The sequence below is a fragment of the Pontibacter indicus genome (assembly GCF_900156345.1).
GTDB lineage: Bacteria > Bacteroidota > Bacteroidia > Cytophagales > Hymenobacteraceae > Pontibacter > Pontibacter indicus.
In genome coordinates, this window is the sequence record NZ_FTPP01000001.1 from 66,766 (window position 1) to 80,235 (window position 13,470).

Consider the following 13,470-nt stretch of genomic DNA (forward strand, 5'->3'; position numbering starts at 1 on the left):
ATGACCCCAAATATTTCAGATTTCTCACTGCGTTCGAAATGACAGTAGAGGATTACCTCACTCTCACAACGCCTCCCCCCGAATAACTATGATACTCCGCATTATACATGGCGTCCGCCCCGATAGGCCCTAGCTGGAACGTACCTTTCGACACCGCGCGAACTTGGTAGAAGAAGTGCTGCTGCTCTGGTTTGGCTGTCGCGTAGAGGTTGATGCGGTCGTCCCGGATGTCCGTGTAATCCGGTGTGGAGGGTTTTTGAGCCTCCAACCAGCTGAACTCGCGGGCGGTCATAAGGCGCGGGTTTTCTATTTCGAATCCGGCTGGCAACATGTCGGTGATGGCCACGTTGGGTATACTCCTGCCATCCTGCGATTGCAGCTCTACCCGCACGATTACCAAATCATTCTGCTTAAAGGTATTATTTGTGACCTCCTTGCCATTCCTATCGAAGAAAGTTTTGCGCACTTTCAGGTAGTTGTCTTCGCGTTTCACGTCGCCGGTTTGGCTGATGCCTTCCAGTTCCCAGAAATAGTATAGGGTGCCATTGCCCTTGCCGCGGATGCTGATAGGTCCGCTGCCGATGTTGCTCGATAAGGTCAGGTCTTTGCCGGTGAAGGTGCCGATTTGCTTGCCGTTTTGGTATACCTGCGCGGTTTGGTTGCCCTGGTTTCTGCTCGATAGCTTGCCCAAAGCCATCAGCGCAAAGGCCCGTTCCTGGGTGTTGTACCAGCGTTTGGAGCGCAGTTCTTCTGATAAATGCCGGGCCATGGTGCCAACCTGCGGATTATCCGGGTCTGCTTCCATCAAACTGTTCAGCGAGATGGCCATATCGCGAAGCGGAGAGTAGAAACTGCCGCCCAGCGCACGGACCGAGGTTTCGCCGGAGAAGGAGCGGGGCAAAATCTGGTTGAAGCTCTCGCGGCTGCCGTTCAGGGCATAGGTGCTGGCCAGCAGGTAGCGCGCATCCAGCGACAGCAGTTCTGGTTTGGCCTTGTAGTAGTTCATCGTGGACCAATCCACCTGACCGGCAATGCTGAGTACGTACAGCGAGTAAGTCGTTTCGCGGGCGGCGATGTATTTGCTTTGCACCTGACGCTTGGCATCGTAATAGCGGTACTCTTCCAGCGCCTTCCCTTTTACCTTTTGCTGCAGGTAGCGCAGGGCCTTATCCAGCACCTCCTGCGTTACCGGGAAGCCGGCTTTTTTGGCCTCGAGCAAAAAGTGGGTAGCGTAGGTACTGCTCCACCAGTCGGTGTAAGGGGCGCCGGGCCAGTAGGTGAAGCCGCCGTCATACTGCTGCATCAGCTCAATTTTGGTGATGGCCTCCTGCACCAGGTAGTTCGGGTTAAAGGTGCGGCCTTTCTGGTCCTGGTTCAGTGAGCGGGCCAGGTCCGCAAAGTATAAAAGCGGGAAAGCCGTAGAAGTCGTCTGCTCCAGGCAACCGTGCGGGTAGCGCAAGAGGAAGGTGATGTCATCGGTGAACTGCGCCAAGGGCGAGCGGCTTACCACCAGCTTTGCCGACACCGAAGAAGGTATAAAATCGTTGGCCAGTTTGATGTCGGCAGTGGCGGCGTCTTTTATACTTCCGACCTCCGTTACTTTGGTCAGCGACGCAATGGGACGAACGGTGATGTCGGTATTGCTGGCAAATTGCTCGTTCAGCGCATTGACCGCGACCTTTACTGTTGCTTGTCCAATGGCTGGCGTAGCCACCAGCTTGTAAATAACCTGCGCTTCTGCATTCGGATTTATACTTGCTGATTTTTTGGTTTCCCCCACCACGCGCAGTGGACCTGTCACGGATATGGTGCTGGCAGCTGTAGCTTTGGTAGCGGTGGTATTGCTGAGCGTGACCGGCACCAGAATCGTATCGCGTGGACTCACAAAGCGGGGCAGCGCCGTACTAACCACCACCGGGTCCGACACGCGCATCATCTTTTCGGAAGAGCCAAAGGCGTTGTCTTTATACGCCACCGCCATGATGCGGACTGCCCCCGAAAACTCAGGTATACGCACGTTCACGGTGGCCTCGCCGCTACCGTTTGCCTTCAACTGACCGCTCCACAGCGACACCAGCTTGACCCGTTTGTTCGTGAGCGGATTGATGCGCTTGGCCAGGTCGTAGCCGTCACCACCCGTGCTGGAGCGGGAGCCCAATTCCGGGAACAGGAAAGGGTAGAGGTCATAGCCTGTCACTTCCAGCGCGCGCTTCTGGTAGAAAAAGCCGTGCGGGTCGGGTGTCTGGTAATCCTTAATCTGCAGGATGCCTTCGTCTACCACGGCCAGCGTTAGCTCTGCGTTTGGTGCCGTTTTTACCTTCACCTGCTGCACCCGGCTGGAGCGGGAAGCCTCCGGGGCAAGTATGGCGACATCCAGTTTTGTGCTCTTTTTGGTAACCGTCAAAGGCTTAAAGCCTCGGGCAATGGTCAGCGGCATCTGGTTGTCTTTTACCTGGCGCAGCGCGATGGCGGTAATATAGGCCGTCGGCAAATGCTCGTCTTGGATTGGCAAAGTGAGCGAGGCGGCTTTCTTGTCCGTTTTGAGGTAGTGGTAGCTGAGCACGTTGTTCTGCTCCACCGTCACCAGAATCTTACCCGCAAACGGTGATTTGAACAGCACTTTGGCCTCGTCGCCTACTTCATACTTTTCTTTGTCCAGCGAGATGTCCACCTCGCCCTCGGTGTTCACGGCAAAGGAGGTGCTCTCAGTATCGCCCCATCCGTAGGCATAAAATTCCTGCGCCACATAATTATAGGCGCCCGGCCGCATCACCCGTATCTCATACTCACCAGACGAAACAGGTGTGAAATTGAACGTAGCACCAGTGGCAGGTATAGCGATGTTTTGGCTGCTGATAACGTTCTCTTTGCGCTGCGATTTATAGTTGTACTCGTCGCTGTAGCGCTCTATCACCGACTCGTAGGTATAGCGCACGAGTTGCACGCGGGCGGTGGTGGAAACAGGGGAGCCTTTGCGGTCCAGGGCAATAAGTGGAACGTTCATCGCACGGCGGGTGCTCACGTAATCATCAAAATTTTTGATGCCGAAGAAGGCCTGCTGCGTGCTCACGTCGAATTTGCTGAGGCGGTTAACCGGGCGACCGCTCTCATCGAAAACGGTAGTGTAAAGCGAGCCGTCCAGCAGACCAATGTCCTGGAAATTCTCCAGCTCAAACACCTCCTGTCCTTTGCCCTGCGCGTCGGTTTCTCCCTGGCGGGTGCTGGTTTGGATGTTAATAGAGCCGGAGGTATGGATGTCGAAGGTATAGTCGGGGTAACGTTTGGCCTCAAAGGTCTTTTTTTTCAGGCTAAGCTGCGCTTCGTAGTTGCGGTTGGCAGCGGGCGGACCAAACAGATTTTGCGCTGTCAGGTTCAGTACCAGTTTCTCGCCGGCGTTGTAGGTTTCCTTGTTCAGCACAGCCGTCACCTTCAGGCGGTCGGGCATAAACTCTTCCACACCGATTTTCTTTGCGTTCAGCAGCACGTCGTTGCCCGAATATACTTCCAAGGTATAGGTGCCTGTAACCGCAGCAGTGTTAAGTATAAAACTGGTTTCGCTGGCGCCCTGCTTGTTCAGTTTGCCTTTGGTGCTGCGGTATTCCTTGCCGTTGGGCAGCAGCAGCTTTACTTTAATAGGCAATCCGGCCACCGTTTTCCAATCCGGCGTCCGCACTAAGGTGTTGACGTGAATCGTGTCGCCGGGGCGGTAGAGGTCGCGGTCGCCGTAGATGAAGGCGTCGTAGTTCAGGTCGTTCAGGCGCTTGCCACCAACCTCAAAGCGTGAGGTATTCACCTGCGTCTGGCTGTAAGGCATGTAATTAAAATCATCGCCTTTGCGGGCCGTAATCATGCCCACCTTAAAGTCCGGGGCCGCCTGACTGATGTTGCTGAACCGAGCTACGCCGTCTTTATCAGTCGTGGCCTGGTGCACCACCTGATTGTTCGTGCTGATGAAGCGAATCTCCACACCTTCCATGGTGGTCGCTTCTCGAATAGAGTTGGCAAACACCACCACCTCGTCTTTGCCCTGTTTGGCTATCAGGCCGATATCTGAGACCGACACAATTCTGGAATCCTTCAACCAGTTTTTGTCGGTACTGGCTACGGTTATCACATACAAGCCTTTGAACTGGCTGTCGAAGTCGAGGTCGTTCAGGTTGAGGTTGAGCAGGTACGAGCTGCCCTGCTTGCGTAGACTTTCGGTGTTGTACTCGCGCTCAAAAAGTGTGTTGCCGTTGTTCTCGTTCACATCGTAGTAGGAACTGGAATAATATTCCTCGGTCGCCTCGTCGTAGTAGCCGTCATACATTTTGCCCTCGCGGAGGTAGTGCAAAATGTTGTTTTCGTATACTTTGCTGATGCTGACCTTGATGCGCGGCACCTGGTTCAGGTTCAGGGCGAGGTTGCGTGCCCCCTGGCTGCTGAGGTAGATGCTTTTGCCGCTGGCGAAACTGATGCCGGGTTGTGCGCTGGCAAAGGTCACGCTGTGCCGGTAAGGCCGGCCCATCGGTTTGCCTTCCATGCCCATCAGGTCGCCTGAGAGGGTGAGGGTATAGGTGCTGCTCTGGTTGAAATTGCCTTTCAGCACCAGGCCATTCTGCATGCGCTCTACAGTATACTCCCGCCTCGGACTCACCTCAATCAGGTTGCCGATGTTGCTGTTGGTGACGGGCTGAGTGGTGAGGATGTAGATGCGCTCCTGGCCTTCTTCCAGTGCCGTAAGCACTTCTGCTACCATCATGCGCTGGCGGCTCGGCAAAAGGATATCCCGCTGGATGGTGTGGTCAGTCTGGTTGGTGCTGCCGGCCACGCTCAGGCCTTTGGCTATACTTAGACGCAGCGGAATTTCCTTGTCCTGTTGCCCCTCCACATTTTTTACGCGGATGGTGATGTTGTCGCGGTTGCCGCTGGTCAGTTCTACGGGCAGTTCTTTGGCGCCGGCGTATACCTTTAAGTGCTCCCGCAGCTCCTGGAAAAGGATGGGGTAGTTGAAGTCGAGTTGCAGGCTGGCCTCCAGTTGGTTCGGGCTATTCTCGTTGGCCACCCAGTAGCTTTTCACCTGTTGCAACCTGAGGTAGGGCGTATGAAAACTAATGCCCTGTCCGGCTGGGATTTTATACTTGGTAGCGGTATGCATAAGCAGGTTTTCGGTCAGATCGGCTTTGTAATCAGTGGTAGGGGCAAAGGGCTTGTCCGGCGAGAAAACCAGTTCGTTTGGGGCCGTCCATTTATACTTGCCGGCCACCTTCGGCGTGATGGTAAGATAGGGTATGGTATCCCACTGGTTCAGCAGCGAGTCGCCCACCAAATCTTTATCGAAGGTAAACACCAGGTTCTGCTCCCGGGCAATTTCCTGTTCGAAGTTTTTGCTTTGCAGGCGCAGTTCGTCGTTGTTGCTGCGGCAGCTGAAAAGGCTGAGGAAGCACAGCAGCAGGCTGATTCTGAGTAGTGTCAGCAGCGGAGCGGGGTGATGGTGAGTTATGTTCATAGTTCGGGCGAGGAAAGCGATTGACTAGCTGGAAGTAAGAAACCTTGTTTCGTGCTAAGGTGAAGATTGTGTATAGTCCCCAGGCAAGTCTAAACTTGCCTGTTTAACTGACAATATAGCAATTTCCTGTATCACTTATACCTGAAAAGCTGCCATATAATTAAGCTATACCTGACGGTTTGTTTGGGGAGGATGGTAGTTAGTTGGGTATTAAAACTGGTGAGGTAAAGTTAAAATATTAAGCTATTTTGGTATATTGGTTGAAGGGAATATAATAACTGTTGAGGCCGAAACAGGTATAGAATTTAAAGATTTTCACCTTCACACGTATTGCCAATAACCGTATGTTTACGCTTTCGAAGTAGTTGTGAGTTAATAAAATTATGGAAATCAAAATAGGTAATAGTGCGGAATACTTAATCATCAGCTGCACTGAAATCGGTGAAACAAAGGCTGGCGACAATGATTTTTATAAGGTCAAACTTCAGCTGCATATTAATGGAATAACTACTGGCATTAGTGCTTATGTTATGATTGGAGAACTATCGCAGTTTCAAAAAGACCTAAGCAAACTATACGATACATTGAAGCATAGCTTCGTATTCGCAAGCATAGAAGACAATGTAGAGTTACGCTTCACACCTAACGCAACAGGACAGATTGAAATCAAAGGGTTTGTAAGAAATAGCGAATATACTGCATCAGTTGACTTTACAATAGAAACAGACCAGTCATACTTACCTTCTACCATAAAGCAACTTAAAGAAGTACTGACTGCAGTTGAATCTAAAAATTAAGAATATCACCCCACAACAAAGTGCTGCTTTAACCCTTGCAACGGGCTTCGGCTGCACTAGTAACGTCAGTTTGTATGGAAAAGAATAGAATGGATAAAATCTCTTTCATATTAGACGAAACTGACCAACTTCTTTTACTTCATGAGTGGGAAACAGTTTTTCTATTAGAGAAGAGAGATAACTCTGTTCTATGGAAAGAAAAGTACGTTGGAGACCCAACATGCGGACTAATTGACAAGGATAATAAATGGGCGGTCGTTGCTGGGGACCACCTGACAATTTGGAGTCAAGGGAAAGCCTTGAATGTAGCTGGACTGGCAGACATACATTCCATAAGACTAGAAAAGGCAGATACGTTAAAGGTCTTGATTGACCCATGGAGTACCAGATCAGCAGTATGGAAGGTTAATGTAAAGACTCTGGAAAAATCAAAGATTAGAGATTTCTCGGAGTATAGGGATAAACCTTACACAGAAGAAGTGAAGTGGTGAAACTTAGTCGCCAACATGAGTTATACCTTATACCTCGTATAAAAGCTTTGTGCAGAGTAGAAACAAGCCCTTTATGAAAAACACATTATCAATACTTGGCTTATTGTCAGTTGGCCTCTGTAGCGCTACTGTCGTACAAGATGGGAGTATCAGGATTGGTGACTTTATCTACAAAACCAAAAAGTCTAAAGTCTTCTTAAAGGACCACGCATATGACTGCGACTGGTTTTCTCTTTATTCACCCAGTGGTGAACATCAGGCTGGCCTTTTAGTGGAAGCCAGGCGAGATGACACGTTATTTGTGAGCGGTACTTATCAGATTGAATCGAATAGGGTTACTACCAAGAACTACTACCATCACCGGCAACGCCACGAGCCCGATTCAGCAGTAACAGTCTTTGTGCAGAACGCAAGGGGAGAGTTGAAACTAAGCTCGTGCATAGAATATACTGATGGCGAGGCGAAGAAGGTCAGGTAAACTGCTGCCATTCTTAATTTCGGTCTTCCAAAATGCAGCCTTTGCCACCTTAAAGCCGAGTGCGTAAAAGCAACCAAGTTTAAAGTTACAGGTACCTCCACCCAACAAAGTTTCCCCACCTTGCGACCATCTCAACTCGCCAAAAGCTACGACAAAATCGCCCGACAGTGGAATACCGATATGATCGGATCCGAATACGGCATCCCCATGATCGATCGGGCAATACAGTATTGCACTGAGAAAAAGACGGCTTTGGATGTAGGCTGCGGAAGCGGCGGGCGCATCATCAACAGGATTATGGAAAACGGATTCGAGCTCACCGCGATCGATGTGTCGGAAGGGATGCTGGAACTGGCCAGGGAAAACCATCCGCAAGTGAGATTCGAGCAGGCAGATATCATCGAATGGGGAACAACAGAGCGGTTTGATCTGATCGTGGCCTGGGATAGTATTTTCCATTTGCCCCTGGAGCATCAGGAACCAGTGGTTGAGAAGCTCTGCCGTTTCTTAAATCCGCAGGGCATCCTGGTCTATACCTTCGGCGACGCGGAGGGAGCGCATGAAGATACCTGGCTGGGCGAGAAGTTCGGCTACAGCTCCATCGGGATCGACGCGAACCTGAAAATACTGTCCGAAAACGGGTGCCAGTGCAGGCACCTGGAGCTGGACCAGTACCCGCTGAATCACGTATCCGTTATAGCAAGAAATAGCAGGTAAGCACAAATACAGCAAAGGCAATGGAAGAGAACAACAGCAGGACCAAGCCGGAAACGGCCACAGACGATCTGAATGCACAGCCATTCTACCATGGGACCAAGGCTGATCTGAAGCCGGGCGACCTGATCGCCCCGGGCTATAGCTCGAACTACGGCTCGCGCAAAAAAGCCTATTACGTATACCTGACCGCCACCCTCGATGCTGCCACCTGGGGTGCTGAGCTGGCCGTGGGCGAAGGCGCCGGCAGAATTTACGTCGTCGAGCCGACCGGCCCGATAGAGGACGATCCTAACCTGACGGACAAGAAGTTTCCCGGAAATCCCACCAAATCGTACCGTTCCCTGCACCCGCTTAGGGTTATAGGTGAGGTGGCCGAATGGCAGGGACATGCACCGGAACAACTTCAGGCCATGAAAGACCATCTGGCCCGACTAAAGGAGCAGGGCATCGAAGCGATTGAGGACTGACCCGGACTACAATCCTTCCGGCACCTTAATTTAGTTATAGTTTATACCGGCCTGACTTGCTTTTTAAGTATTCGCTTTAATTGGAAGTTTCCTTCCGTTCATTTCTCCTTTATTCCCTATCTTCAACCTTTGCCAGGTATAGCCGGTGCAAACCCGTACCGGTTCGAGGCGCTGGCACAAGGTATAGCCGTTTCGGTAGTGCATAACAATGCCGTTGTTAGCTTACAACAGCGATGTATTCGCGCAGCAACGCGACAACTTTGCTATACCTGACCATCATTTAAATTACAGAACAACTGAAGATTTGACCATGAAGGGCGAGTCCTTACCCATACCGGAAGAGCTACTGCTGAAGCTGAAGGAGATTGTGCCGGCTGCCTTTACGGAAGGCAAGCTGAACGTCGCGCATTTGAAGGAACTGCTCGGCGAGTACGTATACCCGGAGCCGGAGCTATACCAACTAACCTGGACGGGCAAGGCAGAGGCTTACAGAGAAGTCCAGACACCCACGACCGATACGCTTATACCTGACCGGCAGGACTCGATTAACTGGGAAAATACGCAGCATGTTTTTATTGAAGGCGATAACCTGCAGGCGCTGAAAGTGCTGCAGAAAGCCTATCAGGGCAAGGTAAAAGGTATTTACATCGACCCGCCCTACAACACTGGCTCTGATAGCTTCATTTACGCTGACAACTTTGCTGAGAAAACAGGCCGTTCGTTGGCAAGTCGCAAGCAAAGTGGTCATTCCAATTGGCTCAGCATGATGCTGCCAAGGCTGTCCCTGGCCCGCCAGTTGCTTCGCGAAGACGGTGTTATTTTCGTGAGCATCGACGACAACGAACTGGCTAACCTCAAACTGCTCATGGACGAGGTGTTTGGCGAGGAAAACTTCATCGACTATTTCTCCTGGGCCAAGTCCGAAACGCCGGCCAACCTCTCCCGGAAAAGCAAAAAAGTGGTGGAGTATGTGCTCTGCTACCAGAAAAGCAAGAACAGTGAAAAGTTCAAGGGCATCCGGAAGAACAGCACCAGCTCCAATGGCCTCCTGAACCAGACGAACAAACCCAGTGTGCTGACCTTCCCGGCCGGTGTGGTGACTACCCGGCTAGAAGACGGTCCTTTACAAAAAGGCAGCTACGGCACCGACAGGTATGCCATCGAGCTGCTGGCGGACACCGAGGTAAAAGGCGGTCTGTTTGTAAAGCCTGTTTTGCTGAAAGCTAAGTTCAAGTGGTCGCAACCCAAGCTGGACGAGGAGATTAGCAAGGGCACCCGCATCAGTATACCGACCATTAAGCTGAGCCCATCTTATGAAAAGCTGGTGTATGACAAGGAGGTGCCACCGAATCTGATCAACTCCAAAGTGGGTGTGGGCACAAACGAAAATGCCAGCGCTCAGCTCGAGGTCCTGTTTGGAGCCAAGGTGTTTGACTTTCCAAAACCACCGAGTCTGATCAAATACCTGTTGGGTTTCTCCGACGATCCGGATGGCATCTTCCTGGACTTTTTTGCCGGTTCGGGTGCCACTGCCCAGGCCGTGCTTGAAATGAACCAGCAGGACGGCGGCAGCCGGAAGTACATTTGCGTGCAGCTCGACGAGCAGATCGTCCCTGCAACGAGGGCTTACCAGCAGGGCTTTCGGACGATTTCCGAGATCACCAGAAAGCGCCTGCACCTGCTGCATGAAAAGCTACAAGCGCAGGAGGGTGCTCCAGGTATAGACACCGGTTTCAGGCATTTCAAACTCGCTCCTTCCAGCTTTGACCATAAGCGAGAGGGCGACAACCCAAAGGCAGAGCAGCTCACACTCTTTGCGCGGACCCAAACGGATCAGCCGCAGCGGGAGCGTATGCTGTGGGAACTGCTGCTTCGGTTAGGTATACCTTTATCCGCTAAAGTAAACGAGGTGCCCGTTGGTGATGCCGTACTGTATGAAGTAGTGCAGGAAGGACTGCTTTTTGGGCTGGACAGAATCACAGAAGAGATACTGAAAAAAGCCATTGCACTGAAGCCCAAGGCCTTCATTTGTCCAGACTCGCTCTTCCAGCTGAACGAAATAGATAAGACGAATTTAAAACTAACCTTGCAGGACATCGGTATTGACTTTAAATCAATCTGATGAAGTGCGATGCTGGTACAAAACTTCGACTTTGATGCTAACCTGACGTTTGCCCGAAAATGTGCGGCCGACATGGTGCGCAATGGCCTTTACTCTAGGTTCGGACTCACAGAAAAAGAGCGCTTGGAGAAGGCCGTGCTGGGCTGCATGGGTGAATATGCCTTCGAGCATTGGCTCAAGTCTCTTGGCTATACCTACGAGGTGGATCGGGTGGGCTTCGAGAACCGGAATTCCGACGCCTTTGATTTTCTGATAGGCGGCAGCAAAATAGACGTAAAAGTCGCAAAGAAATCAACCGACAGGGCACCGAATGACAACTGGACCTACGGCTACCCGCAGGAGCAAAAACCGGCTTCCAAGGACTTCGTGATTGTGGGTTGGGTGGACTTCGCGCACAAGCGGGTCGGTTTCTACGGTTGGATTTCTGGGCAACGGATCAGCCAGTTTCCGGTGGTGACCAAAAACACCTTTGCCGGGTACAGCTACCGCACGCCCAATCACGAGTTTAAATGGGGCGCCTTGAACAAGAATTTCGAGCGATTTTTCCAAAGCGTTTTAGCAGGCAAAGAAGCTTAGCGGTGACCAAAATTGGGCGTTCAGGTATAGGCAAGAGAAATCCCAGCGCCCGTTTGATACATTTAGAATTGTACTAAATTTGCGTTCCACCCTAACAGACGACATACCTTTTCCGTTAGCGTATACCTGCAAGCAGTGCGCTATCACCCTTAAAACCCGAACAGAACATGACTACCGACACAATTGATAAAGCTACCCTTTTCGCAGAAGTAGAACAGCAACTCAAGCAACAGCATTTCAACATTAGCAACCAGGACCAAACGCGTCCCTGGGGCGGATTTTTTGTGATCGACGAAACGCAGGCGCAGGATTTCGCCAATGCTTACTTCGACAGCATTCCGGTCGATCAGTTGAAGATATCTGGTAAATTGAGCCCGAAAATACTGCTGGTGGCGCCACAAAAGCGCCTGAGCTGGCAGTACCACCATCGCCGCGCCGAAATCTGGAAAGTAGTGAAAGGCACTGTGGGTGTCGTGACCAGCGACACAGATGAGGAAGGCGAAGTGAAAGTGCTTAACCCGGGCGATCTGATCACGCTGCGTCAAGGTGAGCGCCACCGCCTCGTAGGCCTCGACGGCTGGGGCGTGCTGGCCGAGATCTGGCAACACACCGATGCTGCCAACCCTTCAAACGAAGACGACATTGTGCGTGTGCAGGACGACTTCGGAAGATAATCTGATACACAATCCTCCAAGTATAAAAAAGGCGCTGTAGCATAACTACAGCGCCTTTTCTGTTAAATCTGGTTTTTAGTTTAGTGTTCCAACAGGTGCCGGCACTTAAATAGCTGCTTTTCTACCTCCTGTATAGAGAAGCGTGGATTGTTGTTGCCGAAGTTGGTTTGCACATAGTTGAGGATGTTGGTGATCTGACCAGCGTTGAGGTGCTCGAAACCCGGCATGCCCTGGTTGTAGTTCTTGCCATTCACCACAATGTTGCCCGTCTGCCCGTGCTGGATAATGCAGGCCAGGTCATCGCGGTGGTTCTCGAGGTAATCGGCGCCAGCTAGGGGCGGAATCAGGTTGCGGAGGCCGCTGCCGTCGTCCATGTGGCAGTTGGCGCAGTTCTGGGTATAGAGCCGCTCCCCCTCGTTCTGCTTGTCTGAGTAGAAGCAGCGTGTGAGGGTGAGCAGTGCGGCTATACCTGCCAGATACAGCAAGATTTTAGTTTTTATCAGCATCCTTCTTTTTCTTTTTAGGCAACAGAGTAGGTATGTCACGGATCAACCGGTCGACCTGGGCGGGATCGGTGCCGTCATAGATGCCGCGCACGTGGCGGTTCTGGTCCACCAGCACAAAGGCACCGCTGTGCACAAACCCACCGGGCTCTTCCTCGTCTTCCATCGCCGATACCATGTACTGCAGGGCGATGCTGTAGATGCTGTCTTTCTCGCCGGTCACAAAGTGCCACTTGTCGCTGTTCACCTGCAGGCGGTCAGCGTAGTCGCGCAGCACGGCCACTGTGTCGTGTTGCGGGTCGATGGTGTGGGAGAGGAGCATCACCCGGGGATCGTCTTCAAAAGCTTCGTAAATGCGAATCATCTGGCTCTTCATCTTAGGGCAGATGGTCGGGCAGGTAGTGAAGAAGAAGTCGGTTACGTATACTTTGTCCTGCACCGTGAGGCTGGTCACTACCTGGCTGTCCTGGTTAATGAAAGCAAAGTCCGGGATGCGGTGGTAGACCGTGTCGGTTACCTGCTGACCATCGACCTCGCGCTGCACTAGCTGGCGCTCTCCTAGGTAGGGGAGGTCGCTTGTTTCAGCTGTGTTCTGAGAGCAAGCCTGCCAGCTAAGTGCCAAAAGGCCAAGCAGCAGTGCTGATAAGAAGGTGCGTAGGTTATTTCTTTCCATAAGTGGCGTAGGTTTCTTGTGCGTTGGTGATGGTGCTATCCATAAGTGATTTAACACGTTCCATTTTCCGGTGTTCCGTGTTCAGGTATAGCATGGCCTGCTCGTGGGCCAACGTATCAGGAGCTTTATACTGGCGCATCCATTCCATCATGGCTTCATCGGCCTTTTCCAAGTCCTGAATGCGCTGTGTGAGCAGACGGATGGTGGCCGTATCGGCTGGCTGCGCCTGCAGGGTGTCGCGGAGGCTGGTGAGGTTGCGGCGCAGGCGGTAGATCTTGCCCATGTCGGCCATGGCCTCGTCGTGGAGGTCCATCACCTCTGTTTCCAGGGTCTCCTGCTTCTGCTGTGCCTCATTTGCGCCATCGTTGCAGGCAGAGAGGGCAAGTACAACCACCAGGTATAAAAACCAGTTTTTCATAAATAGGTATAGGCGTTCGAAAAATTCGGTGAAACGTTGCTGCTGCAAAGATACAGGTATAGCAGG

Annotated in this window: 12 protein-coding genes; 8 read left to right on the forward strand and 4 right to left on the reverse strand. The window is 51.8% G+C overall.

Annotated elements, in window-relative coordinates; genetic code table 11:
• Nucleotides 1–52: 52 nt before the first annotated feature.
• On the reverse strand, nt 53–5,488 hold the full coding sequence (locus B0B12_RS00290; RefSeq protein ID WP_076665531.1) for an alpha-2-macroglobulin family protein: 5,436 nt from the start codon (nt 5,486–5,488) through the stop codon (nt 53–55).
• Between the two features lie 383 nt (nt 5,489–5,871).
• On the opposite strand from B0B12_RS00290, the gene B0B12_RS00295 reads away from it, so the two are divergent.
• From B0B12_RS00295 to B0B12_RS00330, 8 genes are all read left to right on the forward strand, one after another.
• Complete coding sequence (locus B0B12_RS00295) at nt 5,872–6,285, forward strand: WapI family immunity protein (protein WP_076665532.1); 414 nt, start codon at nt 5,872–5,874, stop codon at nt 6,283–6,285.
• 74 nt (nt 6,286–6,359) lie between these two features.
• A complete protein-coding gene (locus B0B12_RS00300) occupies nt 6,360–6,776 on the forward strand; it encodes a hypothetical protein (RefSeq protein WP_076665533.1) in 417 nt (138 codons plus the stop codon).
• Between the two features lie 73 nt (nt 6,777–6,849).
• Entirely contained in the window at nt 6,850–7,254 is a 405-nt protein-coding gene (locus tag B0B12_RS00305) for a hypothetical protein (RefSeq protein ID WP_076665534.1), read from the forward strand.
• A gap of 120 nt (nt 7,255–7,374) precedes the next feature.
• Nucleotides 7,375–7,971 carry a class I SAM-dependent methyltransferase gene (locus B0B12_RS00310; RefSeq protein WP_076665535.1) on the forward strand — a complete coding sequence of 199 codons (597 nt, stop codon included), beginning with the start codon at nt 7,375–7,377 and terminating at the stop codon, nt 7,969–7,971.
• 20 nt (nt 7,972–7,991) lie between these two features.
• Nucleotides 7,992–8,438, forward strand: coding sequence for an NAD(+)--rifampin ADP-ribosyltransferase (gene arr, locus B0B12_RS00315; RefSeq protein ID WP_076665536.1), 447 nt, complete (start codon nt 7,992–7,994; stop codon nt 8,436–8,438).
• Between the two features lie 208 nt (nt 8,439–8,646).
• Nucleotides 8,647–10,560 (forward strand): site-specific DNA-methyltransferase, encoded by a 1,914-nt coding sequence (locus B0B12_RS00320; RefSeq protein ID WP_083704028.1) that lies wholly within the window; start codon nt 8,647–8,649, stop codon nt 10,558–10,560.
• A 9-nt stretch (nt 10,561–10,569) separates the two neighbouring features.
• Nucleotides 10,570–11,136 carry a hypothetical protein gene (locus B0B12_RS00325; RefSeq protein WP_076665537.1) on the forward strand — a complete coding sequence of 189 codons (567 nt, stop codon included), beginning with the start codon at nt 10,570–10,572 and terminating at the stop codon, nt 11,134–11,136.
• Between the two features lie 167 nt (nt 11,137–11,303).
• Nucleotides 11,304–11,810 (forward strand): cupin domain-containing protein, encoded by a 507-nt coding sequence (locus B0B12_RS00330; RefSeq protein ID WP_076665538.1) that lies wholly within the window; start codon nt 11,304–11,306, stop codon nt 11,808–11,810.
• Nucleotides 11,811–11,890: 80 nt separating this feature from the next.
• Here B0B12_RS00330 and B0B12_RS00335 read toward each other — a convergent pair whose 3' ends face one another.
• The 3 genes from B0B12_RS00335 to B0B12_RS00345 are packed head-to-tail and all read right to left on the reverse strand — an operon-like array spanning nt 11,891 to nt 13,404.
• Complete coding sequence (locus B0B12_RS00335) at nt 11,891–12,316, reverse strand: c-type cytochrome (protein ID WP_076665539.1); 426 nt, start codon at nt 12,314–12,316, stop codon at nt 11,891–11,893.
• Nucleotides 12,300–12,986: an SCO family protein gene (locus B0B12_RS00340; protein ID WP_076665540.1), complete on the reverse strand. Its 687-nt coding sequence runs from the start codon at nt 12,984–12,986 to the stop codon at nt 12,300–12,302. Before B0B12_RS00340 ends, B0B12_RS00335 begins: the two co-directional genes overlap by 17 nt.
• Entirely contained in the window at nt 12,973–13,404 is a 432-nt protein-coding gene (locus tag B0B12_RS00345; protein ID WP_076667527.1) for a hypothetical protein, read from the reverse strand. The genes B0B12_RS00340 and B0B12_RS00345 overlap by 14 nt, the downstream gene beginning before the upstream one ends.
• Nucleotides 13,405–13,470: the final 66 nt, after the last annotated feature.

Bases quoted from the DNA above. Each gene is read 5' to 3' on its own strand.
- B0B12_RS00290 (WP_076665531.1), bottom strand. From the start codon at position 5,488: ATGAACATAACTCACCATCACCCCGCTCCGCTGCTGACACTACTCAGA.
- B0B12_RS00295 (WP_076665532.1), top strand. From the start codon at position 5,872: ATGGAAATCAAAATAGGTAATAGTGCGGAATACTTAATCATCAGCTGC.
- B0B12_RS00300 (WP_076665533.1), top strand. From the start codon at position 6,360: ATGGAAAAGAATAGAATGGATAAAATCTCTTTCATATTAGACGAAACT.
- B0B12_RS00305 (WP_076665534.1), top strand. From the start codon at position 6,850: ATGAAAAACACATTATCAATACTTGGCTTATTGTCAGTTGGCCTCTGT.
- arr (WP_076665536.1), top strand. From the start codon at position 7,992: ATGGAAGAGAACAACAGCAGGACCAAGCCGGAAACGGCCACAGACGAT.
- B0B12_RS00320 (WP_083704028.1), top strand. From the start codon at position 8,647: ATGCCGTTGTTAGCTTACAACAGCGATGTATTCGCGCAGCAACGCGAC.
- B0B12_RS00325 (WP_076665537.1), top strand. From the start codon at position 10,570: ATGCTGGTACAAAACTTCGACTTTGATGCTAACCTGACGTTTGCCCGA.
- B0B12_RS00330 (WP_076665538.1), top strand. From the start codon at position 11,304: ATGACTACCGACACAATTGATAAAGCTACCCTTTTCGCAGAAGTAGAA.
- B0B12_RS00335 (WP_076665539.1), bottom strand. From the start codon at position 12,316: ATGCTGATAAAAACTAAAATCTTGCTGTATCTGGCAGGTATAGCCGCA.
- B0B12_RS00340 (WP_076665540.1), bottom strand. From the start codon at position 12,986: ATGGAAAGAAATAACCTACGCACCTTCTTATCAGCACTGCTGCTTGGC.
- B0B12_RS00345 (WP_076667527.1), bottom strand. From the start codon at position 13,404: ATGAAAAACTGGTTTTTATACCTGGTGGTTGTACTTGCCCTCTCTGCC.